General features: G+C 59.8%; 16 protein-coding genes. 15 read left to right on the top strand and 1 reads right to left on the bottom strand.

The genetic code is table 11. The features are described from left to right. Positions 1-20 precede the first annotated feature (20 nt). From ACSEXS_RS18910 to ACSEXS_RS18870, 9 genes are all read left to right on the top strand, one after another. Positions 21-1,835 (top strand): family 43 glycosylhydrolase, encoded by a 1,815-nt coding sequence (locus tag ACSEXS_RS18910; protein WP_438434806.1) that lies wholly within the window; start codon positions 21-23, stop codon positions 1,833-1,835. A gap of 287 nt (positions 1,836-2,122) precedes the next feature. Then, positions 2,123-2,863, top strand: a complete 741-nt coding sequence (locus ACSEXS_RS18905; protein WP_438434805.1) for an ABC transporter ATP-binding protein — start codon at positions 2,123-2,125, stop codon at positions 2,861-2,863. Beyond that, the gene (locus ACSEXS_RS18900) at positions 2,826-3,881 is read left to right on the top strand and encodes an efflux RND transporter periplasmic adaptor subunit (RefSeq protein ID WP_438434804.1); all 1,056 of its coding nucleotides are present in this window, start codon (positions 2,826-2,828) and stop codon (positions 3,879-3,881) included. The genes ACSEXS_RS18905 and ACSEXS_RS18900 overlap by 38 nt, the downstream gene beginning before the upstream one ends. Before the next feature lie 46 nt (positions 3,882-3,927). Beyond that, positions 3,928-6,804 (top strand): ABC transporter permease, encoded by a 2,877-nt coding sequence (locus ACSEXS_RS18895; protein ID WP_438434803.1) that lies wholly within the window; start codon positions 3,928-3,930, stop codon positions 6,802-6,804. A gap of 2 nt (positions 6,805-6,806) precedes the next feature. Continuing rightward, complete coding sequence (locus ACSEXS_RS18890) at positions 6,807-7,703, top strand: ATP-binding cassette domain-containing protein (protein WP_438434802.1); 897 nt, start codon at positions 6,807-6,809, stop codon at positions 7,701-7,703. A 135-nt stretch (positions 7,704-7,838) separates the two neighbouring features. After that, complete coding sequence (locus ACSEXS_RS18885; protein ID WP_438434801.1) at positions 7,839-10,520, top strand: endo-1,4-beta-xylanase; 2,682 nt, start codon at positions 7,839-7,841, stop codon at positions 10,518-10,520. Positions 10,521-10,632: 112 nt separating this feature from the next. Further along, entirely contained in the window at positions 10,633-12,336 is a 1,704-nt protein-coding gene (locus tag ACSEXS_RS18880) for an extracellular solute-binding protein (RefSeq protein WP_438434800.1), read from the top strand. 15 nt (positions 12,337-12,351) lie between these two features. Then, entirely contained in the window at positions 12,352-14,154 is a 1,803-nt protein-coding gene (locus ACSEXS_RS18875) for a sensor histidine kinase (protein ID WP_438434799.1), read from the top strand. Beyond that, entirely contained in the window at positions 14,151-15,821 is a 1,671-nt protein-coding gene (locus ACSEXS_RS18870) for a response regulator (protein ID WP_438434798.1), read from the top strand. The genes ACSEXS_RS18875 and ACSEXS_RS18870 overlap by 4 nt, the downstream gene beginning before the upstream one ends. Before the next feature lie 144 nt (positions 15,822-15,965). On the opposite strand, the gene ACSEXS_RS18865 is transcribed toward ACSEXS_RS18870, so the two are convergent. Next, complete coding sequence (locus tag ACSEXS_RS18865; RefSeq protein ID WP_438434797.1) at positions 15,966-16,751, bottom strand: response regulator transcription factor; 786 nt, start codon at positions 16,749-16,751, stop codon at positions 15,966-15,968. A gap of 245 nt (positions 16,752-16,996) precedes the next feature. Between ACSEXS_RS18865 and ACSEXS_RS18860 the strand changes: the two genes are divergently transcribed. From ACSEXS_RS18860 to ACSEXS_RS18835, 6 genes are all read left to right on the top strand, one after another. Continuing rightward, entirely contained in the window at positions 16,997-18,367 is a 1,371-nt protein-coding gene (locus tag ACSEXS_RS18860) for an extracellular solute-binding protein (protein ID WP_438434796.1), read from the top strand. A gap of 93 nt (positions 18,368-18,460) precedes the next feature. Then, complete coding sequence (locus ACSEXS_RS18855; protein ID WP_438434795.1) at positions 18,461-21,361, top strand: extracellular solute-binding protein; 2,901 nt, start codon at positions 18,461-18,463, stop codon at positions 21,359-21,361. 54 nt (positions 21,362-21,415) lie between these two features. Continuing rightward, positions 21,416-22,333 (top strand): carbohydrate ABC transporter permease, encoded by a 918-nt coding sequence (locus ACSEXS_RS18850; RefSeq protein ID WP_438435049.1) that lies wholly within the window; start codon positions 21,416-21,418, stop codon positions 22,331-22,333. A 1-nt stretch (position 22,334) separates the two neighbouring features. Beyond that, the gene (locus tag ACSEXS_RS18845) at positions 22,335-23,210 is read left to right on the top strand and encodes a carbohydrate ABC transporter permease (protein WP_438434794.1); all 876 of its coding nucleotides are present in this window, start codon (positions 22,335-22,337) and stop codon (positions 23,208-23,210) included. Between the two features lie 16 nt (positions 23,211-23,226). Beyond that, on the top strand, positions 23,227-24,699 hold the full coding sequence (locus ACSEXS_RS18840; protein ID WP_438435048.1) for an SMP-30/gluconolactonase/LRE family protein: 1,473 nt from the start codon (positions 23,227-23,229) through the stop codon (positions 24,697-24,699). Then, complete coding sequence (locus ACSEXS_RS18835; RefSeq protein WP_438435047.1) at positions 24,680-25,306, top strand: Yip1 family protein; 627 nt, start codon at positions 24,680-24,682, stop codon at positions 25,304-25,306. Before ACSEXS_RS18840 ends, ACSEXS_RS18835 begins: the two co-directional genes overlap by 20 nt. Positions 25,307-25,310: the final 4 nt, after the last annotated feature.

Genomic DNA, 25,310 nt, shown 5'->3' with positions numbered 1-25,310 from the left:
TAAAGGGAGCTGATGGAGAAATGAACGACACCATGATCAAGGATTCGCTAGTCGTCCTCTGCTACACGAGAGAGCCGATGGAAGACATTCTATATGCGCCCAAGCTGGCCTACAGCATGCACCTCGCCTACAGCGAAGACGGTGCGGGCTTCCAAGCGCTGAACCACAACAGCGGTGTGCTGTTCGCCCGCGCCACCGACAACGAAGACGGGACGCTGAATGCGAAGAGTCTGAAGGAGCCGTATCTGTTCCGGCTCGCAGACGGAACCTTCGGGGTCGTCGCGGTGCGCACGGAAGCGGACGGGCAACGGGACGCACAGAGCCAAGGCGCGGTGCTGTTCTTCGCTTCGAAGGATTTACTGCACTACGAAGAAGTCGGGCTCATCGCCTTGAAGGCGGATGCCTATGCCGTTAAGGTAGTCTGCGACTACGACGAAGCGGAGAAGATGTATGTCCTGCGTTGGTGCGACGAGGATGGAGCTTGGTACCGGAGCAAGACGGCCGATCCGTTCCAGCTGGACGGTGCGCTGCCGCCGGAGCCGGGGGACGCTGTGCCGCTGCCGCTTGTACCATCGGACATCGAGGGCATCGTCCCGGGCAATGTCCTCGAAGTTCCCGGCGGGATAGGGCGGCGGCTCGTCCGCAAGCTCACCGTTCCGGTACATGTCGCCAATGAGCTGCCGGAGCGAATCGTTGCGGGCCATCCGGACGAGGTCGCGGCCGTCCGGGTGGAAGCCCTGTACAGCGACGGAACGACGCATACCAAGAAGGTGAATTGGGACCTGTCCGGCATCGACTGGAACCGCCCGGGAACGTACCGAACCGCCGGAACGATCCACCAGGACTCGTATCCCTTCCCGGTTGCCCTGAATCGGGCCGATCCCTGCATCGCCAAATGGAACGGCAAGTATTATTTCATCGCCACCAACGATGCCGATTCCAATCACACGCTCTATATCCGGGAAGCGGACACGATCCCCGGCCTGGTTCACGCGGAGGAAACCCTGCTCCTGGACACGAAGACGTATGAGCACATTAAGGGTCTGCTGTGGGCGCCCGAATTTCATGTAATCGAAGGGGATTTGTACATTTTCCATGCGGCGACGACAGGCGAATTCTTCTTCGAGGAATCGCATGTGATGAAGCTGTGCGCGGGAGGGAATCCCGTCTGCGCGGCGGATTGGTCCGAACCGCGGCGCGTCGTCAGGAAGGACGGCTCCGATCTGTGCGAAGCCGGGAAGGTCATCTCCCTCGACATGACCGTCATCCTCTGGAACGGCGAATACTACGCCGCCTGGTCGGAGCGGCAGTTCCTGCCGGTCGATCTCGGCGCGTGGATCTACATGGCCCGGCTCAACCCCGGTGAGCCGTGGCGGCTCGCGAGCGATCCGGTGCTGCTGACCAAGCCCGATTACGGCTGGGCCAACAACCATACGTTCGTCGACGAAGGGCCGTTCGCCCTCATCCGCAACGGGCGGCTGTTCCTGACCTTTGCCAGCGCCGCCGTCGACGCCACCTACGTGGTCGGCTGTCTGACCGCCGAGGCAGGGGCCGATCTGCTGGACCCCGCCAGCTGGACCAAGGGCAATTATCCGCTGCTGACCTCGCGGAGCGTGCCGGGCGAATTCGGCCCCGGCCACAACTCCTACGTCATCGACGACGACGGAGACGTATGGAACGCCTATCATGCCCGGCCGGGCGTAAACGGGCCGCGGTCCTCGGGCATCCGCCGCGTGCATTTCGATATCGACGGCTGCCCGGTGCTGGATTTGACCGAGGACCGCGATGTGAACCCCGATCTGGCCCGCGTGGCGATGGAAGTGACGGTCCCCTAACCTCCGAAGGGGGAGGGGCACCAAAGATTCGTGGTAGACATTCAGCGGAATGAATCGCTCTATCCCAGAGACGAGCCGCTTTATCCCAGTGGGCTGAGCCGCTTAAACCGCTTAAACCCATCTGTACCGCCCGTGTTCTATGCATGCAAGGAAGCAAGGCTGCCTGGTATCGGCAGCCTTTTTGCAATTTCTATACGTCCGCAGGTGATTAGGAAGCGATCGGCAGGTTGTGGCATCCGGGCTCAGCGCGGTAAAGTTTGGTTGGAACAGACAGGGAGGCGGAGACCGTGGAAGTAGCCGGGCAGCAGTGCGATCAAGCAGCAAGCGAGTCGCCCATTCTGGCCGCATCCGGCGTAAAGCGGGTGTTCGGCAGGGGCGATGCCCGCATCACCGCGCTGGCCGATATTCAGTTGTCCGTTGCGGCCGGATCGATGGTGGCGCTTAAAGGGAGGTCCGGCTCGGGCAAGACGACTCTGCTCAATATTCTGAGCGCGCTAGACGAGCCGACGGAGGGAGAGGTCACCTTTCGCGGTCGGCGGATCAGGGAGATGTCCGAGAAGGAGCGGCACGAACTTCGGCGCCGCGAGATGGGCTTGGTGTTTCAGTCGTTTGGGCTGATTCCGCTCATGTCCGCCTATGAGAATGTCGAGTTCGGCCTACGCATCGCAGGCATTGCCGCCGAATCCCGCCGGGGAGCGGCGGAGGAGGCGCTCGACCGCGTCGGCATGCGGGATCGGATGAAGCACCGGCCGCCGGAGCTGTCCGGAGGCGAGCAGCAGCGCGTCGCGATCGCCCGCGCGATCGTGCATGAACCGAAGCTGCTGGTGGCGGACGAACCGACCGCCGAACTGGACAGCCGGATGGGCCTGCAGGTGATCGGCGTCTTTCGGGAGCTGGTGGACCGGTTGGGCATGACGGTTCTCCTGACGACCCACGACCCGGGAATCATGGAGTTGGTCGATCATGTTATCGCATTGGAGGATGGGAAAATTGTATCGCAAACGACCCGTACCGGTTCCTTTACCTAGAGGGAGGCGCTCCATCTGGTGCGCCATCCTTCTGGCTGCAGTCCTACCCGGGCTTACCGGTTGTACGCTTCTTCCGGCGGAGAAGGAGCTGCAGCCGCCGCTTGTGCAGCCCGCCGAGGAAAAATACGATGTCGTCCAAGCGGCGAAAGGCGACATCCAGACGGCTCTGACCGGAACGGCGACGTTCGTCTCGGCCAAGGTCGAGGCACTTTCGTTCAAGGAGTCCGGCGGCCGACTGAAGGCGATGACCGTCAAGCTCGGCGATTCCGTAAAGGCCGGTGATCTATTGGCCGAGCTGGAGACGGGCGACCTGGACGTCCAGCTTCGGCTGGAGCGGCTCAACGTCGAGCGAGCGGAGCTGCTGTACCGGCAGGCGCAGGCATCCGGCGCGAACGAGACCGACTTGCGCCTGCGCCAGATCGACCTGGAGCGGGAACAGATTCAGCTGCGCTCGATGGAGGGGAGGTTGGCCGGGGCTCGGCTTTATTCGCCGATCAGCGGAACGGTGATTTTTGTTCAGACGCTGAATGAGGGCGACGGCGTCGCCGCTTATCAGCCGATCGTCACGGTTGCCGATCCGTCCAGCCTGCAGCTCACGTATACCGTGTCCGACGCCAAGGAGCTGCTGCCGGTAGAGGCGGGCATGCCCGTCGGCCTGAAGTACAAGGGCAAGGCGTATAAAGGCAAGGTGCTGCAGGCGCCGGCCAATGCGCCCCTCACCACGGACAAGGCCAAATCCGACCGCAATGCCACCACCCTGTACGTGAGCATGGAGAATAAACCGGCGGATGTTCACGTCGGCGATGTCGCGGACATCAGCATCCCGCTGCAAACGCGGAGCGGCGTCATCGTGCTGCCCCGGGGAGCGATCCGCTCCTATATGGACCGCTACTACGTGCAGACCCTGGAAGGGGATCGCCGCAAGGAGACCGATATCGAGGTCGGGCTGATCACGCCTACGCAGGTGGAGGTTGTACGCGGGGTAGAGGAAGGCCAACAGGTCATTCTGAACCAATGACCGGATTATTAAGGCCCGGATTCCGGGCGCGGGATGAGGTGTGCGTATGGCCTTGTGGACGATGATTCTCCGCAAGATGGCCAACAACAAGTGGCTGCAACTCAATTTATGGGCCGGACTGGCTGTATGCGTGGCGTTGTTCAGCTCCATGCCGCTCTATTCCCAGGCCATTCTGCAGCGGACGCTGATTCGCGAAGTTCAGCAGACGCAGCTTCAGAACGGGATATACCCCGGCTTCGTGCGAGTCAGCACGACCAATGCTTCGGAGGTCATGGACAAGAAGACGGCGGAGGCGATCGCCAAGGCCGACCGGTATGTCGAAGCGCTTCCGGTCCGCACGGGGCTCGACAAGCTTTCCTTTTACCGGCAGAGGACCACTCAGCGGATGAAGGTCTACGGTGCCGACGCTTCCGAGCGGGAGCGGCTGACGCAGAAGACCGTCGGTACGCTTCAGGCGTTGTCGGACATGGAAAAGCGGGTGAAGCTCCTCGAGGGACGAATGCCCGTCGATCGGACCGACGATGTCCTTGAGGCGTTGGTTACCCAGGATTTTTTATTTAAGGTCAAGCGTCAGCTGGGAGCCGAGCTGACCGTGGAGGTGCCCGATCAGGGCAGCCTGCGCGTGATGCCGGTCGGCGTCATGGCGACCGATCCGGACGCCGATCCCTATCTGTCTTATCGGACCGAAGACAACAGCGATGGGCTCCTCATTCCGTTCGGGCAATTCGAACGTGAGTTTACCCAGGGAGGCAAGGCGCGGGTAGCCAGCTTGGAGTGGCGGCTTGCGCTCGATTATCGGCAGCTGAAGGTTGGAAGCATCGACTCGTTCATTCAGGCCGACCGGGGGCTGCGCAGCTATTTCCTCGGGAAGATCGGCTCCTCCGAGGTGAACATCCCTGCCATCAAGACCATCCAGTCCTTCCAGGGCAAGGCGGCGAAGCTAGACCTGCTGCTGCTGTCGCTCTATTCCCCCGTCATGCTGCTGCTGGGCTTTTACCTCTACATGGCCGCGAACCTCATCGTCCAGCGGCAGAAGACGGATATCTCCGTTCTGCGCAGTCGCGGAGCGAGCCGCCTGCAGATCATGAGCATGTACGTATTGGAAAATCTACTGCTCGGCCTGGCCGCTCTGGGGGTCGGTCCGTTTCTCGGCATCGGGTTTACCAAGGTGCTTGGCGCGGCCAACGGCTTCCTGGAATTTGTCGACCGTTCGGCTCTCGAGGTCAGCCTGACGAGCGGGGCCTACCGCATCGCCGCCCTGGCCGTAGGCGGAGCGATCCTGCTGACCTTGATTCCGGCGCTGGCGGCCACGCGAGCCAGCATCGTGGATCAGAAGCGGCAGACGGCACGGCTGACCAAGCGGTCGTTCTGGCACAAGACCGGTCTGGATATCCTCCTCGTCGGTTTGTCGCTCTATCTGTTGTCCAATTTCCACCAGCGTCAGGAGGACCTGAAGCGGCTGGCGCTGGATTCCGACGCCCTGCGCATCGACCCGCTGCTGTTCCTGATGCCGGCGCTGTTCGCGCTGGGCGGCGGTCTCCTCGTGCTGCGGCTCTACCCGTGGCTGGTCCGGTTGCTGTTCTGGCTCGGCCGCAGGATTTGGCCGCCTTCGCTCTACCATACGCTGATTACGGTCAGCCGCTCGTCCGGGCAATATCTGACCCTGCAGGTGTTCTTGATCATGACGGTGGCCACCGGTCTGTTCAGCGCCAATGCCGCCCGGACGATCAACGACAACCTGGACAGCCAAATCCGCTATTCCGCCGGGGCCGACATCGTCTTGAAGACGAGATGGGAAAGCGACGCCAAGCCGTCGTGGTCCTCGGGCTCCGGGCAGCCGCCGCAATCGGATGCCGGGGGAGGAACGGCGTCAGCGGCCCAGCGGGTCCAGTACAAGGAGCCGCCGTTCCAGCCGTTTCAGAACCTCGAGGGCGTGGAGGCGGTCGCCCAGGTGTTCAAGAAGGAGAGTGCCCGGTTCAGCAACGTGAGCGGCAACAAGTCCGGAAAAACGACGCTGATGGGGATCGACACGCAGGCGTTCGGCAACACGGCGTGGATGAAGAACGAGCTGCTGAACTACCCGATCAACGCCTATCTGAACCTGATCGCTACGAACCCAAGGGCGGTGCTGATCTCCCGCTCGCTGGCCGATTCGGCCGAACTGAAGCCGGGAGATCCGATCCGGGTCAGCTGGGACGGTCTGGACGAGACGACCTTCACGGTCTACGGTGTCATCGACTACTGGCCGAGCTGGAATTCCCGTTCCTCAGGCGGCGGGGGAGGAGGCGAGGGCGACCCGTCCCGTCTGATCGTCGGCCATCTGTCCGCCATTCAGAACCGGCTGGCGGTTGAGCCTTACGAAGTCTGGCTCAAGCTGAAGGACGGCGCGGCGGAGCAAACCGTCTATGATCAGCTTCAGAAACGGCAGGTCAAGATCGCCGCCTTCCGGGACGCGAGGCAGGAACTGCTGCAATCCCGGAGCGATCCGTTCCGCTTGGCGGTCAACGGCATCCTCACGCTGGGCTTTGTCATCTCGCTGTCGATCAGCTTCTTTGGATTTCTGGTTTTCTGGATTCTGACGCTGTCCGGGCGGACGCTGTCGTATGGGGTGCTTCGGGCGATGGGCATGCCGTTTCGCCAGATCATCGGCATGATGGTAGGCGAGCAGCTGCTCACCTCCGTCGCTGCGGTCTTCATGGGAGCGGGTATCGGCCGCCTGGTCAGCCGCCTGTTTGTTCCTTTGTTTGAACTGTCGTTCGCCACCCGGGAGCAGGTGCTGCCGTTTTCCATTGTCCGGCGGCTGAGCGATTCCCTGCAGCTCTTTGGCAGTGTCGGCTGTATGCTGATCGCAGGTTTGCTGATTCTGGGCTATCGGCTGTCGCGCGTTCGGATCGCCCAGGCGCTGAAGCTCGGGGAGGAGTAGCCATGATTCATTGCGAAGGGCTCGTCAAAATTTACAAGTCGGCGGACTTGGAGGTCGTCGCCCTGCAAGGGCTCGATTTGCAGGTCGAAGAGGGGGAGCTGATGGCGATCATCGGCAACTCCGGAAGCGGCAAGTCGACCCTGCTCAATATGCTCGGCGGCCTCGACAAGCCGTCCGCCGGCAAGCTGCTGGTGGACGGCAAGGATTTGCTCGCGTTCCGGGAACGCGAGCTGGTCGTCTACAAACGGGAGACGGTCGGCTTCGTCTGGCAGAACAATGCCCGCAATCTGCTGCCGTATCTGACCGCCGTCGAGAACGTGGAGCTGCCCATTCTGCTGCGCGGCAAGCGGCGGCGGGAGCGGGCGCTCGAGCTGTTGGAGGCGGTCGGCCTCTCCAGCCGGGCCGGCAGGCGGCTGAGCGAGCTGTCCGGCGGCGAGCAGCAGCGGGTGGCGATCGCCATCGCCTTGGCCAACCGGCCGCGGCTGTTGCTGGCCGACGAACCGACCGGTTCCCTCGACACGGCGACGACGCATCAGGTGCTCGACCTGTTCCGGTCGCTCAATCGAACGCTCGGGATCACCATCGTCATCGTCACCCATGATCCGCTGCTGGCCCGACAGGTGGACCGCGTGGTCGGCATTCGCGACGGCAAGACGTCGACAGAGCTGATCCGCCGCACGTCCTCGACGGAGGAACCGGACGGCCGCAATCAGCCGGACGCCCAGCCGGACTCGGAGACCCATACGGAGTATACGGTCCTGGACCGGGCGGGACGGCTGCAAATTCCCGCCGGCTATCTCGAGGCGCCCGGCTTCAAGGGCGGCAGCCGCGTGCGGGTGGAGCTCGTGAATGGCCAGATCGTACTGTCCCCGCCGGATACGGAATCCCCCGACGGTTGAGCTATCGTTCCGGAGGCGGTCGAGGGACCCCTCCGATCGTTGCCCCCGCCCGAGAGAAAGCTGCAAAAATCGATAAGGACACAGGTGGTTGGATGCTGCAAACCCAATTCGATTCGAGGGAGACGAGGTGGCCGAATGGGAAAAAACCGATTCAAGCTTGCAATCCGAATGGGGCTGATCGCCCTATTCGCGGCGATGACCCTGTCGCTGGGAGCACAGCCGAAGCAGACGAAGGCGGAGACGGCCGATCCACCGGAACGGATCGTCGCGGATTTTGAGGATGGGGCGGTGCAGGGCTGGGTTGGACGCGGCGGCGTCGAGACCCTGCAGGCATCGGCAGAGGCCGCCCATAGCGGTGCCTATGGCCTCGAGGTCACGGGGAGAACGCAGGGCTGGCACGGTCCTCAGCTCGATGTGACCCGGATCGCCGTAACCGGCAAAACCTATACCCTCTCGGCCTGGCTGCGGCTGCCGGCGAATGCGCCGGACGCCTCGATATCGATGACCGTCCAGCGGACGACGGACGGTGCCGACTCTTATGAAGGGATCGCATCGGCCACGGTGACGGCAGGAGCCTGGGTCAAGGTGACGGGGCAGTACCCGCTCGTTCATCCGGCCGAGAAGCTGGCCGTGTATTTCGAGTCGTCGGAGCATCCCGCTCTGGACTTTTATCTCGACGACGTGCAGATCGAACGCCAGGCGGACCCGGTTCCCCTTGAAATTCAACCGGACATTCCTTCGCTGAAGGATGTCTTCGCCGGCAGCTTCAAGCTGGGGGCCGCCGTGCTTGTGAATGAAATTGCCGACCCGGATGGGCCGGACGCACAGCTGCTGGAGAAACACTTCAACAGCCTAACGGCCGGCAATGAACTGAAATGGGATGCGACCGAGCCGCGCGAGGGGCAGTTTGACTTTACCCGAGCCGATCGGATCGTCGATTTTGCCGTGAATCATGGAATCGCTTTCCGCGGCCACACGCTCGTTTGGCATTCCCAAACGCCCAGTTGGGTCTTTCGCGATGACAACGGCAACCTGGTCGGCAAGGAGGTGCTGTTTCAGCGGATGAAGCAGCACATCGATACGGTGGTCGGGCGGTATAAGGGCAAGGTTTATGCGTGGGACGTCGTCAATGAAGTCCTCGAGCCGGGGGACCGCAACCCCGGCGGGCTGCGCAACAGCCTCTGGTACCAGATTGCCGGGGAGGAATACATCGAGAAGGCGTTTGAATACGCGCACGAAGCCGATCCCGATGCCAAGCTGTTCATCAACGATTACAATACCAACATGCCCGATAAGCGGCAATTCCTGCATGATCTGATCCAGCGGCTCCGGGCCAAGGGGATTCCGGTCGACGGAGTCGGCCATCAGACGCACATCGGCATCGAATACCCGTCGATGCCGGAGCTGGATGAGATGATCGAGGCCTTTCGCGATCTGAACATCGAACAGCAGATCACCGAATTGGACATGAGTGTGTACACGAGCGATACCGATGCGTACGATACATTTCCGCTCGAGCTTCAGTTGAAGCAGGCCAACCGGTACAAGGAGCTCTTCGAGGTGTTTAAGAAGCACCGGGATCAGATCACCTCGGTTACCTTTTGGGGCAAGGACGATCTGAACACCTGGCTTCGTACCTTCCCCGTCCATCGGAACAATTGGCCGCTGTTGTTCGACGAACGGCTGCAGGCGAAGTACGCCTATTGGGCGCTCGTCGATCCGAGCCGGGTGCCCGTGGAAACCAAGCAGGCGTCGGCTCCGGCCGGCCGTCCGAAGATCGACGGCGAGGCGGAGGTCGACTGGAAGTGGGCGCCGTCGTATCCGGTTCTTCAGTCGGGCAGGACCATCGGCCAGTTCAAGGCCTTGTGGAAATCCGGTACGCTGTATGTGAATGTCGAGGTGTCCGATTCGTCCGTGAACGCTGAAGACCGGGTTGAAGTTTTTGTCGACCGCGATCCGGGCCGCACGTCCGCATCCTCGTCCGATATGGTAAAATACACTTTCCTTCGCAGCGGCGGGAAACCGCCTAAGCCAGAGAAATCGGCCAAATACGACACAGCGGAGCTAACCGGCGGAGCCTACCGCATCGAGGCGGCCATCCCGTATGAGGAAGCGGCCACCGGCCGGACGGTCGGCTTCGATGTTCGGCTCACGGATCGGGACGGCGGGGGAACCGCCTCGTGGAACGATCCCTCGGGAGCCCAGGATGCCGATCCTTCCCGGCTCGGCGTCCTTACCCTGACCGATGGACCGCAGACCGCTACGGCGAAGAAGGGGACACCGCTCATTGACGGAACCGTCGATACCGTCTGGAAGAAAGCCCGCGGGCTTTCGACCGGCCGCTGGGTCGCCGGAACGGGCGGCGCGACGGCTCAGGTCCGGGTGCTATGGGATGCCGGGCACCTGTATGTGCTGGCGGAAGTATCCGATGCCGGGCTTTCGAAGCGCAGCGCCAACCCGTGGGAGCAGGATTCCGTGGAGGTATTCCTGGACCCGAACAACGGCAAGACCGACGTGTTCGAGGCCGACGATGGGCAATATCGGATCAATTTTGCCAACGAGGTCTCGGTCAACCCCGAGAAGCTGGCGGATCATCTCGTTTCCGCCGTGAAGCGGACGGCGACCGGTTATCTCGTGGAGGCGGCCATCGCTTGGCCGGGTGAGCCGCCGAAGGCAGGGGCCGAGATCGGATTCGACGTGCAGGTGAACGACGATGCGAACGACGACGGTGTTCGGGACAGCATCGCCATCTGGAATGACCGATCGGGGCTCTCGTATCAGAATACCTCGCAATACGGCTTGCTCCAGTTGAAATGACCGCTTTAACCGGGTTCCTTATCGCACAGCAGGGAAGAGGATGTCATCTTCCCTGCTGCTTTCCGTTTTCTTCCCGCTTCTCCCAACCCTACGCCGAAACAGGAGGCACCCCATGAATTCTTTCATTCCTGCCCGACTGCGTCCGATTGCGGCGGTCTTGCCCGCGATTGTCCTCCTGACGTCCTGCTTTCACGACGGAGCGGCCCGTACCCCGCCCGATCCGGTTCCATCGGAGGCCGTTAATGCCTCCTCGGCTTCCCCGCTCGGCCGGTATGATCCGCCCATTGTGCTCAGCTTCGTGCGGGAACGCAGCTCGAGCCTGCAGAGTCTGATCGACCAGCTCTCCTACGAGACCTTGGAGGACAACCGCTGGAGCCGGCTTTACGAGCAGATGCTGGGCATTCGGATTCAATACGATTGGACGGCCGAGAGCGATACCTTCTATCAGAAATTGGGCTTTTCGCTCGCGACCGGCCGCATCCCCGATGTCGTTCGGGTGAATGGTCAACAATTGAGGCAGCTCAGCAATGAGGGAGTTCTTCAGGACCTGACCGACGCCTACGACCGCTTTGCCACTCCGCTGACCAAGCGGATTCTCAGCCAGGAAGGAACGGGGCCGTTCGACGCGGCAACGATCGACGGTAAGCTGATGGGCATCCCCCAGACGGGCTCTTCCATCGAAGGCGCCAAGTTTTTGTGGATTCGGACGGATTGGCTGGATACGCTGGGGCTTCGGCCTCCAAGCACGATGGAGGAGCTGCTCGCGGTTTCCCGCGCGTTTGCTGAACAGGACCCGGACCGCAACGGACAGGCGGACACGTACGGACTTGCGCTCACCCAATACTTGTGGGACCCGGTTGCGGGCATCGCCGGCTTCATGGCCGGTTACGGCGCTTATCCCAACCTTTGGCTGACGGATGCCTCCGGCAAATTAAAGTTCGGCGGGATTCAACCGGAAGTGAAGGCGGGATTGGAAGCGCTCCAACGCCTGTACCGGGCCGGCCAAATCGACAGCGAGTTCAGCCTGAAGGATGGCGCCAAGGTCCAGGCGGATGCGGCAGCGGGGAAAATCGGCATGCTGTACGGCGAGCAGTGGAGCTCGTTCTGGGTCCAGCCGAGCCGGGAGAAGAACCCGCGGGCCCAGTGGCAAGCGTTTCCTCTCGTTGCCGAGAAAGGGGTGCCGGTTCGGGTTCCGCTGCCGTTTGCCACAAACACCTTTTTTGCCGTCCGGAAGGATTATGCGCATCCCGAGGCGATCGTGAAGCTGTTCAACCTCCATTTGGAAAAGAATTGGGGGAAGACCGCCAACTACCGGGCCTACTACAGCACGCCGCTGCCGGTCTGGAGCTTGTCGCCGGTGACCCCCGCCCCCGTCGAGAAAAATCTGGAGGCCTACCGGCAGTTGGCGGAGGCCCGCCGCACGGACAATTTCTCGGGACTCAACGACGAGGCCAAAGCGATTCGCAAAAACATTGACGCGTACTTAAGCGGAACCGGAAATCCGGAATCCGGATGGGGGTGGGAGCGTACCTACGGCGAGACCGGCGCCTTCGCCATTCTCGATCAGTACCAGAAGAACCGCCAGCTGCTGTACGAAAGCTTTGTCGGCAGTCCGACGGCAACCATGCTGGAAAAGCAGTCGGTGTTAAACGAGCTGCAGATCGAGGCGTACATCCGGATTATCATGGGCCATTCCCTCGATGAATTCGACCGGTTCGTCGAGGAATGGCGCAAGCTCGGCGGGGATCAAATCACGGACGAAGTTAACCGCTGGGCAGCGGAAAGAGCTCACGGAACGAATGCAACCAAGCCATGACATGGAGGAGTCCGCGTGCTGAACAATGCCCCCTTCCGTAAAACCCTCTTCGTCCGGCTGGTCATCGTGCATTTGCTGGTGATTCTGCCCGTGCTGCTGCTGGGGATCTACTTATACAATTGGAGTTACGGCAATGCCAATCACAATCTGTCGAAGACGACCATGGTTCAGCTGGCCGACTATCTGGGGGACCTGAACCGGGAGATCGATTGGATGGAGCTGCAGCAGTTCGATATCTTGGAGGACGGCGACTTGAACAAGCTCGCCGTGGCTTGGGAGATGACCGACAATGTCGAGCGCCGGGCGAGCCTGAACCGGTTGGTGCACCGGTTGACCACGATCAAGAGCAGCAATGCCTACGTCAAGGATATCGTGGTGTACATCCGTCCGATCCGCAAGTCGGTGTCGGCCGCCGCAGCCGTCAACGATTTCGACAGCGAGAGCTTCCGGTTTTTCAGCGCACTCAATGAAACCGGGGGAAGCCGGCTGATCCGTTACCGCGACGCTCTCCATCTGAGCGCCTTCAAGCGAAGCGGGGTGAAGGACGAGCCGCCGCTCTACGTCGTCCAGATCGAGCTGGATACGCAGATGCTGCGGGATTCGCTGCATCAAATCGACGTGTATCCGGAAAGCCGCTCCATTCTGACGGAGCGGAGGTCGGGCTTTTTCCTGGGGAGCGATGCGGAAACCGAGCGAATGCTGGAAGCCTATGCCGACCGGTTTAAAGGAACCGACAACCGCTCCTTTGTGCTTGAGATGGACAGCCGGACGTATTCTATCGACACGGCATTCTCCGAATCGATCGGGCTCACCGTGTCCACTTGTCTGCCCGAAGGCTTGGTGCGCAAGCCGCTAAGGTGGTTCAACCTGTGGGCCTGGCTCTTCACCGCCTCGACGATCGGCGCCATCATTCTCTATTCCTATTCGACGTATCGATTGGTTCACAAACCTTTATTGCTGCTGATTCGGAGCTTTCGAAGAATGGAGGAGGGCACTTTGGATATCCCGATCAAGCATGACCAAACCGATGAGTTCGGCTACCTGTACACGCGTTTCAACCATATGCTGGGGAAGCTTCAAGCGCTGATCGATCAGGATTTCAAGCAAAAGCTGATGATGCAGAAGGCGGAGCTGAAGCAGCTGCAGTCGCAAATCAACCCGCACTTTCTCTACAATAGCTTCTTCATTCTCAATTCCCTGGCCAAAGTCGGCGATGTCGACCGGATTGAGCAGTTCACCAACATGCTGGGCGAGTACTTCCGCTTCATCACCCGCAACGGCGAGGATCAAGTGAGACTCGGCGAGGAAATTCGGCATTCCCGCATGTATACGGAAATTCAGAAGCTCCGCTTCTCCAGGCGGATCACCGTTCAGTTCGACGAGCTGCCGAAGGAAATGGAGGACCTGCTCGTGCCGAGGCTGATCATTCAACCGATCATCGAGAATGCGTATGAACACAGCCTGGAAAAGATGGCGGAGGAAGGGCATCTGCGCATCACGTTCGAGCAGGACGCGTGCGAGGTGCGCATCGTCGTGGAAGACAACGGCAACATGGCCGACGACGCGACCCTCGAAGCGCTGCGGGATCGGCTGACGAACCCGAGCCCGTCGCAGGAGATTACCGGGCTGATCAACATACACAAGCGCATTGCGCTCGTGTATGGAGAGCCGAGCGGATTGGTCCTGTCCCGAAGCGAGCTGGGCGGCATGAAGGTGACGGTCCGCATCGGACGAGAGGCATGGACGGATCGGGAACTGCCGGAGAAGACGGGAAGCGGCGGAAGAGCCGGAGAAGCCGAGGGGGGCGTAGACGCATGACGCTCTATCGTCTCTTGATCGTCGATGACGAGGAAATCATAACGGACAGCCTGTACGAGGTGTTCGCCCGCTTCAACCCGGATGAACTCGATGTATGTAAGGCTTATACCGCCAGGGAAGCGCTGCAATGGATGAATCGAACCCGCATCGACCTCGTGCTGACGGATATCCGGATGCCGGGGATGAATGGGCTGGAGCTGACCGAACAGATTCAAGCCCATTGGCCGCATTGCAAGGTGATCTTCCTGACGGGATACAGCGAGTTCGATTACGCTTATCGGGCCATGCAGCTCCCCGGCATTCGCTATGTGCTGAAAACCGAAGGCTACGACAAGGTCATACGCACGGTCGAAGAAGCCATCGGGGACATTCGCCGCGACCATCAGCTCGCCCGCTTGCAGGAGCAGTCGAAGGAGCAGGAGCTTGCCCTGAGGCTGCTGACCCAAGGGAACTATCTCCTGGATCTGCTGCAGGACAGCCCGGTTCCCTGTGACGAGCGCACGCTGCTGGACGATTTCCAGTCGCTTGGCCTTGAGCTGGACCCGGCCGCACCGGTCGTACTGGTGCTGGGGAGGCTCGCCTATCCGGCGAACGCGGCCTATCGGGAACGGAATCGGCTTCTGATCGCCTCCAAACGAATCTGGGAGTCCTACCTGTCCGGATCGGTCCGGCGGGTCGGCATTCTCGACCGGTACGGGGATGCCGTCTGGTTTATCCAGCCCGCCCGGGAGGAGGGAGAGGACGGCGGGCTTCGGTTGATTCGATACCTGGAGGGAACCCTGGAGCTGGTTCAGGAGGCTTGTCTGGAATCGGTGGGAGTGACCGCAAGCTTTGCCATTGGGGTCCCCTGCCGCTGGCAGGCGATCACCGCGCAGTACGACCGTCTTCGCCAGCTGCAGCAAGCGAAGGGCGGCGGGGACTTGCCGATGATCGTCCTGGAGCGCCCCGCCTTGGAAGGGGCGGCAGGAACGTCCGAATCCGCTGTCAAGGAGGAGTTTCGGCTGGGGCCCAAGCTCGAAATTCTCGGGGCTCATCTGGAGGCGAACGGGAAAGAGAAATTCGAGGAAGTGCTGAAGGAAGTCAGGGACAGTGTCCTCCAAGAATACTTTCCCGCCTCGCGGCGGAGCGAAGCCTACTATTCGATCGCCCTGCTGCTGCTCTCGACGATCAATCGGCGGAATTTGCTTCGGGAAGTCGGCGAGTGCCGCAAGCTGATGCGGCTCGACGACCACGCCTCGCTGCAGGAGGCGTTTGAGTACCTCTCTCGGGTGGCCGGCCGCATCTTCTCCGTCAAACAGGAGGAGGAGCCCCCCTCCTATGTCATCGACCAGCTCTGCACGTATATCGAAGAAAACCTGAATGCCGATCTATCCCTGGTCCGCCTGGCCGAGAAGAGCTATTTCAATCCGACGTACCTGTCCCGCTATTTCAAGCAGGAGCGGGGAATCAACCTGTCGGAGTACATCGACCAAAGCCGGCTGCGAAAAGCATTCGAGCTGCTCCGGGACGAATCGTTGAAGGTGCGCGAGGTGGCCGGCGCCGTCGGCTACGAGTCCGCCCACTCCTTCACCCGCTTCTTCAAAAAGGAGACGGGCATGACCCCCCAGGAATACCGGGATACCTGCGACCCGGCGGGCAGGGCGGCGCATGGCCGCCCGCTCGGGTAGCCCTTCCGGCCCTGTAAGCCAGCCGTCCGGGTGTCACGAACGGCGGGATGAACCAAAGAAAGCGGCAACCCCCGAGGCGATTGGCCTTCGGGGGTTGCCGGTTAAAGGCGGCTGGTTCCCTGTTCCTCGAACACAGGGTTCCGCTCAAGCAATCACGGAGATGCGCTTGCGGTAATCGTTGGCGCTGGTTCCGGTATACTCCCGGAACTTTCGGTAGAACCAGTCGATTTCCGTATAGCCGACCTCTCCGGCGATTTCATAGATGCGCAGGTCGGTGCTCTGGAGCAGCTGCTTGGCGCGCTCCATGCGCTGCTGGAGCAAATAATCGTTGAACGATATGTTCATTTCCTGTTTGAACTTCTGTCCCAGATACGCGCAATTGAAATGCAGAGCTTGGGCGATCTTTTTGAGCGAGATGTTCCGGTGCAGTTCGTTTTGCACAAGCTGTTGGATCAATTCCCCGATGCTCTCCTGGGGATGCCGCTGCCAGCGCAGATCCGTCGCGGGGATAGGCTCCGCGTCGAGGGAATCCTCCAGCTCACGCCTCAGACTCCGCAGGCAGGCGGAGAGCTCTTCCGGTTCAACCGGATCGGGCAAATATTCCTTTACTTGAAGAGTAAGCGCTTTCCTTGCAAGGTTAAAATCATGGGCTCCGCCGAGCAGAACGATCGGAATGTCGCTCGTTTGCCGAATCTGGGAGCAGATGTCCAGTCCCGTCGAATGTAAGCGCTTAATATTGAGGAGAACGAGAGAGATGGATCGGGTTTCGATCAGAGCCAGGGCATCGGGCGTGTTGTTTACAACCTGCTGGAGGAGGAACCCGTGTTTCGTCCAGTCCAGCATTTTCCTCGTTGTTTCCCGCGATTGATCGTTGGGGTCTACCAGCAAGATCCGATGCAACTGAATCAGCCTCGCTTTCGGTGAAGTCATCCAGTAGGAATAGAGGGCGGCCGCTCCTCGAATCGATTGTGGTTCTATTATGTCTGCCTTTTTGGAAGGAGATCAATGTGCATCTCTTTGCATGGGGTGCAATTGTTTACCTTTTGAACAAAGTTAATTTCGAGCTTTTTTAAACCTATAGATTGACGGGTGAACAGCTGAAGGAAGGCAGGTTGTTGAGGATTTTTGAAAGCGTTACACTTTGCCTGTAATCCAAACCTAGAGGGGGAAAATCGATGCGCATCAAACCGATCGCTGCGCTGTTCGTCAGTTTATCCTTAGCCGCTTCCTTGGCCGGTTGCGGAGGAGGATCTACCACCAAGCAGGGGGAAGAAACGACCAGCCCCGCGCCGTCCGCAGCACCCAGCGAAAGCGCCAGCGCGGCTCCGGCCGAGACGAGCCAAGGCACGCCGGATATGGATTTCGACATGGGCGGCCGGGTGATCAAGGTCGTCGCTTGGTGGGATATGACGATTCCGGAGGATAACCCGGACAACATTCAGCGCAAGAAGAACCTGGAGGCCCTGCAGAAGAAGCACAACTTCAAGATGGAATACGTCAACATCAATTACAACGAGTACGAAAAGAAAGTGACCGCTTCCTTGCTGGCCGGCGAACCGATCGGCGACATCGTGCGGTTGGGCCGAAACTATACGGTCCCGGCGCTGGTCAAGCAAGACCTGCTGTGGCCGCTGGACCAATATGTGAAGAATGAGAAAGTATTCAACATGAAAGTTACCAACGAGTTCTACACGTACAATGGACGCGGCTACGCCTTCACCGAGGATCCGGGGAACGGAGGCTCGGGTATCATCTACAACAAGACGCTGATGAAGCAGCTCGGTCTGAAGTCCCTGCAGGACTATGTGAACGACGATACCTGGAACTGGGATACCTTCATCGAGGTCGCAAAGTCGGCGAACCGGGACACCAACAACGACGGCAAGCTGGACCGTTGGGGCTTGGCCAACAATGGGGTATTGGATCCGGCGCTGTACTCCAATGAAGCGACGCTCGCCAAGGGCGACAAGCAGACGCTCGACGATCCGAAGACGGTGCAGTCGTTTAACTTCCTGAACAAATTGGCTACCGAAAAGGTCTACCGCCCGACCGAAGGCGGAGATTGGCAGGAGCCGGGTCAATTCTTCCGGCAGGGCAACACGCTGATGGTCGCCGGCGCCTTTTATCAAGTGAACGATTACAAGAAGGACATGAAGGACTACGAGCTGGGCTTCCTTCCCTTCCCGAAAGGACCGAGCGCAACCAATTACCACACCGGCGAAATGCTGTACCAGGCGCTGACGATTCCCAAGTCCGTTAAAGACCCGGACAAATTGATCTATATCTGGGAGAAGATCAACGATATCCAATCGGTGGACGATTATCCCGGACAGTCCTATTACGAAAGCGTGCTGTCCAGCGAAGACGATATCAACAACATTCGCCAAGTTTCGGCCAACGCCATCGTCTATGAGCACGGAGCCTATCCGAAGTTCCCGTACTGGGAAATCAACGCCGATCTGAACAGCGGAACGTCTCCCTCGACGATCATCGAGAAGTACAAAGCCAAAGCGCAAGCGGCGATTGACGAGGTTTACAAAAAATAAGAGGAACAGGCTGGCCAGTCCCCATTTAGGTTCCTTCTAAAAATGGGGACTGCTTCTATCCTAAGGATCTCTTGCTGCTGGAGGGGAGAAGAGTTGAAACTCGGAAAGAGGAAACGCACCATCGCCATCCTCGCCATTGTGGCCTTGCTGGCGTCCGCCTGGACATTCTATCCATCGGGCCGGTCGTCTCACGGGAAGGCCCATGCTACGGGCCTATTCACGCCGGTTATCGACAGTGAAGCCAAGGACGGTTATGACGCTTATCGGGCTGCTCATTCGACGGCCGATCATCCGGAACCGATCATTCGCGTCGAGGGCGAAAGCTTCGCGGAGACCGAGGGAGACGGATTCGAGGTCGCCGACGGGTACGAAGGACTGGACGGAAAGGCGCTGCTCACGCCGGATACCGGCTCGGTCAGCTGGAACGTGAAGATTGACCGGCCCGGTCTCTACAATTTGCGGATTCATTATTACCCCATCGAGGGCAAGAGCTCGGCCGTCGAGCGGGAGGTCCGGATTGACGGGGCCCTGCCGTTCAAGAGCGCAGGGAACATCCTGTTCTCCCGGCTATGGGGCAACCGCGATGCCGAAATCAAGCGCGACGACCGGGGCAACGATATCCGCCCCAGGCAAGTGGAGAAGCCGAGCTGGCAGCTCGCGGCCTTCGCCGACAGCGAAGGCCTGTACGAGGAGCCCTACCAGTTTTATTTCGACGGAGGAACCCGGCGGCTGACCTTGAAGGCCCAGCGGGAACCGATGGCGATCGATTACATCGAGCTGTACCAGGAGAAGCCTGTCCCGACCTACGCCGAGGCGAAGGCGGGCTATGAAGCCGCGGGACTTCAACCGGTTAAAGATCAGTCCATTCTCATCCAGGCGGAGGAGGCCGCCCTGAAATCCTCTCCGACCCTGTACCCGCTGTCCGATCGGTCCAACCCCTCGGTCATTCCGTACCATGTCTCCAAGATCCGCATGAACGTCATCGGCGGCGTCAACTGGAAGCTGCCCGGTCAATGGATCGAATGGACGGTGGATGCACCGGAGGACGGTTTGTATCAAATCGCCCTGAAGCGAAAGCAGGATCAGCTACGCGGCATTTACGCCACACGGAGCCTCACCCTCGATGGGGAATACCCCTTTGAGGAGATGAAGCGGCTGCGCTTTGATTACAACATGGGCTGGGAGATGGAGGTGCTCGGCGGCCCGGACACTCCCTACCTGTTCCATTTGACCAAAGGCACGCATCGCATTCGCTTGACGGTCACCATGGGCGACGTCGCCCCGCTGGTGCAGACCATCGAGTCCAGTGTTCTGAAGCTGAATGAGATGTACCGGAAGATTCTTGTCATCACCTCGAATACGCCTGACCCGTATCGCGATTACCAACTGGAAAAGCGCATCCCCGACCTGGTGGATACCTTTAAGCGGCAGGCCGAGATCATCGGCAGCGTCGCGCAATACCTGGAGCAATCCACCGGAGAAAAGAGCGATAAGGTGTCCGTTCTCTATACGATGGTTACCCAGTTGAACGAAATGACGGCGAACCCGGATACGGTGGCGAAGCGGCTCAGTTCGTTCAAGGTCAACGTGGGCGGTCTCGGCACGTGGATTCTGACCGTACAGCAGCAGCCGCTGACGCTCGATTATCTGGTTGTCTCCTCGCCGGGAGCGAAGCTTCCGGCCGCCAAGGCCTCCTTCTTCTCCCGGGTAAAGCACGAGCTGGGCGGCCTGTTCGCCTCCTATACACAGGATTACGACAGCATCGGCAATGCCAAGAAGGGAGAACGTTCCGTCACGGTGTGGGTGACGGCGGCGAGAGACCAGGCGCAGGCGCTGAAGGGACTGATCGACGATACCTTCACGCCGGAGACGAACATCTCGGTCCAGCTGCGGCTTGTTCCCGGCAATATTTTGCTCCCGGCGACCCTTGCCGGCCAAGGGCCGGATGTCGCTCTGCAGATCGGGGAAGATGTCCCCGTCAACTACGCGATGCGCAAGTCGGCCGCCGACTTGACCCAATTTCCCGACTTCCAGGAGGTGGCCTCGCGGTTCCGCGACAGCGCCCTCGAGCCCTACCGCTATAACGGCGGGGTATACGCCCTGCCCGAGCAGCAGACCTTCCCGATGCTGTTCTACCGCAAGGACGTATTGAGCCAATTGGGCCTTACTCCGCCCAAGACCTGGCAGGATGTTTACAACCTGATCTCGGTGCTGCAAAAGCACAACATGGATTTCTGGCTGCCGATCGAGAATCCGACGAACAATGCGACGCTCGCCCCGAATGCCACCTTCGCCATGTTCCTGTACCAGAACGGCGGCTCGTTCTACCAGCAGGACGGCAAGCGGAGCGCGCTCGATTCCGACATTTCCATGAAGGTGTTCAAGAAGTGGACGCAATTCTACACGAGCTATAAGTTCCCTTTGATCGCCGACTTCCCCAACCGGTTCCGGACGGGCGAGATGCCGATCGGCATCGCCGATTACACGACCTATAATTCGCTCAAGGTCATGGCCCCGGAAATCAAAGGGCTGTGGGATTTCACCGTCGTTCCCGGAACGGTCCAGTCCGACGGAACCGTCAGCCATGAGGTAGCCAGTCGTACGGTCGGAGCGATGCTGCTGAATAATTCGCAAGACAAGCAAACGGCCTGGGAATTCATGAAATGGTGGACCGACAAAGAGACTCAGGTCGCCTACGGTCGGGCGATGGAAGGACTGCTCGGCGAATCCGCGCGTTATCCGACGGCCAACATCGAAGCCCTCGAGGAGCTGCCTTGGCCGGTCAAGGACTACAAGAACCTGGAAAGCCAATGGCAGGATGTGAAGGGAATTCCGCAAGTGCCCGGCGGTTATTTCACCGGCCGCCATCTGGACAATGCCTTCCGCAAGGTCGTGAACGCGGGCGAGAACCCGCGCGAGGCCCTGTCCGATTACATCCTGTACATCAACGACGAAATTGGCGTTAAGCGCAAAGAGTTCAATCTATCGTATTAGTTTGGGGGGTTGACGATGCAAGCAGAACCATCCGTGCGGCCTGAACCCCGCTCCATGCCGATCCACCATCCGACCCGGCGGGCCATGAAGTGGAGAGAGATCAAACGGAACAAGCACTATTACATCCTGATGAGCCCCTACATGGTCATCTTCTTCACCTTCACGGTCATTCCGGTCGTGTTCTCGATGATCCTCAGCTTGTTTTATTTCAACATGCTGGAATTTCCGCGGTTTGTCGGCCTGCAGAACTATTCTCGGCTGCTGCTGAACGACGACGTCTTTTTGATCGCGGTAAAAAATACGCTGATGTTCGCCGTCATTACCGGCCCGATCAGCTATTTCGCCTGCTTTGTCTTCGCCTGGATCATCAATGAGCTGTCCCCGAAGGTTCGGGCCTTCATGACGCTGGTGTTTTATGCGCCGTCGATCGCAGGCAACGTCTATTTTATCTGGCTGGTCGTCTTCTCCGGCGACCGCTACGGCTATCTGAACGGATTCCTGATGAAGATCGGAGCCATTCTGGAACCGGTTCAGTGGCTGACGAACGAGAAATATATCATGACGATCATCATCATCGTTCAGCTCTGGCTGAGTCTCGGAACCAGCTTCCTCGCTTTCATCGCCGGCCTGCAGACGATTGACCCGTCGCTGGTCGAGGCGGGGGCGATCGACGGCATCCGCAACCGCTGGCAGGAGCTGTGGTTCATCACGCTGCCCTCCATGCGGCCGCAGCTGCTGTTCGGCGCCGTCATGCAGATCACGGCAGCGTTCTCCGTGGCGGATGTCTCGATCTCGCTGGCGGGCTTCCCCAGCGTCAACTACGCGGCTCATACAATCGTCACCCACCTGATGGACTATGGGACGATTCGCTTTGAGATGGGCTATGCTTCGGCGATCGCGACGGTGCTGTTCGCCATGATGATGGGCGCCAACCTGCTGACGCAGAAGCTGCTGAGAAAGGTCGGTGAGTAAGGTGAGCGTAAGAACTCTCCGCCTGCTGCGGCCGGCCCACCGGATCAACCGGTCCTTCGCCGTCAGCTTCCTGCTGTTCGCGCTGCTCGCGGTCTTCGGCGCCTTCATGGCGCTGCCGCTGGTCTATGCCGTGAACAACGCCTTCAAGCCGCTCGACGAGCTGTTCATCTTCCCGCCGCGGTTCTTCGTGGTCAATCCGACCGTCAACAATTTCTTCGACCTGGTCGCCCTGCTGGGCAATTCCTGGGTGCCGCTGTCGCGCTACATCGCCAATACGGTGCTCATCACGGCGGTGGGAACGCTCGGCCACATTTTGCTGGCTTCGGCAGCCGCCTACCCGCTGGCGAAGTTCCGTTTCCCGGGGTCCCGGGGACTGTCCCGGATTGTCGTGCTCTCGCTCATGTTCTCCGCCCAGGTTACGGCCATCCCCAACTACATGGTGATGTCCTGGCTCGGCTGGATCAATACGCATGCCTCGATCATCGTTCCGGCGCTGGCGTTCCCCCTCGGCCTGTTCCTCATGCAGCAATTCATGCAGCAGATTCCCGACGCGCTGCTGGAGGCCGCCAAGATCGACGGAGCGAACGAGTACCGAATTTACTGGAGTATCGTCATGCCCAACGTCAAGCCGGCCTGGTTGACGCTGTTGATTCTGCAGTTCCCCATGCTCTGGGGTACCGATGGCGGCAACTTCATTTACAGCGAAAACCTGAAGACGCTTCACTACGCGATGGGCCAGATCGCGGCGGGAGGGGTCGCCCGGGCGGGCGTCGGCGCGGCCGTCGCGCTGCTGCTGATGATCGTTCCGATTACGCTCTTCATCATCTCCCAGAGCAGCGTCATCCAGACGATGGCGACTTCCGGGATGAAGGAGTAGAGGGGACATGAAGCCGATGAAGCAAAGCCTACGAGGGTTCAATCGATACCTGGTCATCGTCCTATGCGCACTGCTGGGCTGGGGCGCCGCAGGGGCGACCGCCCGCGCCGACAAGGCCGATGCCTCCTACAACTATTCGTATTGGGAAGACACGGTTGCCGCTCCCCAAGCTTACCAGGCCACCCGCCTGTACAAAGGGAGCGATTTCGGCGTGGGTCCGCTCAAGGAGCCGGCCGACCTGCATGTCACGGCCGACAAGCAGATCTATCTGCTGGATTCCGGCAACAATCGCATCATCATCCTGGACGCCGATTTCCGGCTGCTGCGCGTCGTCGATTCCTTCGACCGGTCCGGAAAGAAGGAGCAGTTTAACAAGCCGCAGGGGCTATTCGTCACGAACGACAAGCACGTGTATGTGGCCGATACCGGCAACAAGCGGGTAGTCCATCTGGATGAGGCCGGCAAACTGGTGCAGATAATCGAATCGCCGAAATCGGAGCTGCTGCCCGGCAACTTCGAGTTCCAGCCGATTCGGCTCGTCGTGGATAAAGCCCAGCGGGTCTACACCATGGCGGCCGGCGTCTTCGACGGCTTGATGGAATTCAGCAGCGATGGGACGTTCACCTCGTTCATGGGCGCCAACCGGGTGTCGGTCAATCCGATGGATTACCTGTGGAAGCGGCTGTCCACCAAGGCGCAGCGGAGCCAGATGGTGATGTACACGCCGACCGAATTCTCCAACCTGGACATCGACGACGAGGATTTCATCTATGCGACGAACAGCCAAAGGCACGATAACGTCAAGAAGCTGAATGCCCAAGGCAGCGATATTTTGCGCCGGCAGGGCTATTATCCGCCCGAAGGCGACCTCTACTATACCAAGGAGACCGGTGCCACCCGGCTGGTGGATATCGATGCCGGCGACAGCGAGATGTATTCGATCCTGGACGCCACCCGCGGCAGAGTCTTGACCTACAACGGAGACGGATTCCTGCTCTACGTGTTCGGCCGGCTGGGCAACCAATTGGGCGAATTCAACTCGCCGGTGGCGCTGGATCGCTTCGGAGACGATATGCTCGTCCTGGACAAAGGGCTGGGCGAGGTCACCCGCTTCCAGACCACCGCCTACGGGCGGACGCTGAACGAGGCGGTCCGCAGCTATTACAAGGGCGAAGAGGACAAAGCGGCTCGTTCCTTCGAACAGGTGATCAACTTGAACGCGAACCTGGAGTATGCCTACGACGGTATCGGCAAATCGCTGATCCGTCAGGGCAGGTACGCGGAGGCGATGAAGTATTTCAAGAACGGCATGGACCAGTCGCACTATTCCAAGGCCTTTCTCCTCCACCGCAAGCAGGTGATGAAACAGCATTTTACGGCTATCGCGCTCGGATTGCTGGCCGTGGTCGCGCTGTTCATCGCTTGGAAAAAAATCCGTAAACGGAGAGGAGGGAACCGATTTGCTTCCTTTGGCCAGAGAGTCGGTTAAAGATTCGTTTCACCTGATGCTGCATCCCTTCGATGGCTTTTGGGATCTCAAATACGAGCGGAGCCGCAAGCGCAACTTGATCCTTTCCGTCGTGATCCTGATTCTTCTCGGCCTGACCAACATCGTGCGGACGCAATATACCGGGTTTGTTGTCCAGATTGTCTATCCCGACAGCATCAACAGCCTGATGGAGTTTCTGTATGTCATCGTGCCGGTGCTGTTTTGGACGGTGGCCAATTGGTCGATCACCACACTGATGGACGGAGAGGGCAAATTTGCCGAGATCTTCATCTCGACGTGTTTTGCCTTGATTCCGCTCATCCTGATCAACCTGCCGCTGGTCGTGTTAAGCAATTACATCTCCGTCCAGGAGCTTGCGTTCTATCACTTCTTCGGCAATCTGGCGGTTCTCTGGTCGGCGTTCCTGCTCTTCGTCGGCAACATGACGGTGCAGCAGTTTACGCCGTCGAAGACGATCGGGACCATTGTGCTGACCCTGGTCACGATGGCCTTCCTGGCCTTCCTGTGCATGCTGTTTTTCAGTCTCATTCAGCAGATCGCCGGGTTCGTCTTCACCCTGTACCAAGAGATCAACTTGAGAAGCTGAGGAA

The organism is Gorillibacterium terrae, from assembly GCF_051594785.1.
In the GTDB taxonomy this organism is placed as follows: Bacteria; Bacillota; Bacilli; order Paenibacillales; family NBRC-103111; genus Gorillibacterium.
The sequence above is the reverse complement of the archived record's forward strand: the minus strand, read 5'-3'. Positions and strand labels throughout refer to the sequence as shown.

Excerpts from the sequence above, each read along its gene's own strand:
- ACSEXS_RS18895 (WP_438434803.1), top strand. The coding sequence starts at position 3,928 with ATGGCCTTGTGGACGATGATTCTCCGCAAGATGGCCAACAACAAGTGG.
- ACSEXS_RS18860 (WP_438434796.1), top strand. The coding sequence starts at position 16,997 with ATGCGCATCAAACCGATCGCTGCGCTGTTCGTCAGTTTATCCTTAGCC.
- ACSEXS_RS18865 (WP_438434797.1), bottom strand. The coding sequence starts at position 16,751 with ATGACTTCACCGAAAGCGAGGCTGATTCAGTTGCATCGGATCTTGCTG.
- ACSEXS_RS18880 (WP_438434800.1), top strand. The coding sequence starts at position 10,633 with ATGAATTCTTTCATTCCTGCCCGACTGCGTCCGATTGCGGCGGTCTTG.
- ACSEXS_RS18885 (WP_438434801.1), top strand. The coding sequence starts at position 7,839 with ATGGGAAAAAACCGATTCAAGCTTGCAATCCGAATGGGGCTGATCGCC.
- ACSEXS_RS18840 (WP_438435048.1), top strand. The coding sequence starts at position 23,227 with ATGAAGCAAAGCCTACGAGGGTTCAATCGATACCTGGTCATCGTCCTA.
- ACSEXS_RS18910 (WP_438434806.1), top strand. The coding sequence starts at position 21 with ATGAACGACACCATGATCAAGGATTCGCTAGTCGTCCTCTGCTACACG.
- ACSEXS_RS18850 (WP_438435049.1), top strand. The coding sequence starts at position 21,416 with ATGCCGATCCACCATCCGACCCGGCGGGCCATGAAGTGGAGAGAGATC.
- ACSEXS_RS18890 (WP_438434802.1), top strand. The coding sequence starts at position 6,807 with ATGATTCATTGCGAAGGGCTCGTCAAAATTTACAAGTCGGCGGACTTG.
- ACSEXS_RS18870 (WP_438434798.1), top strand. The coding sequence starts at position 14,151 with ATGACGCTCTATCGTCTCTTGATCGTCGATGACGAGGAAATCATAACG.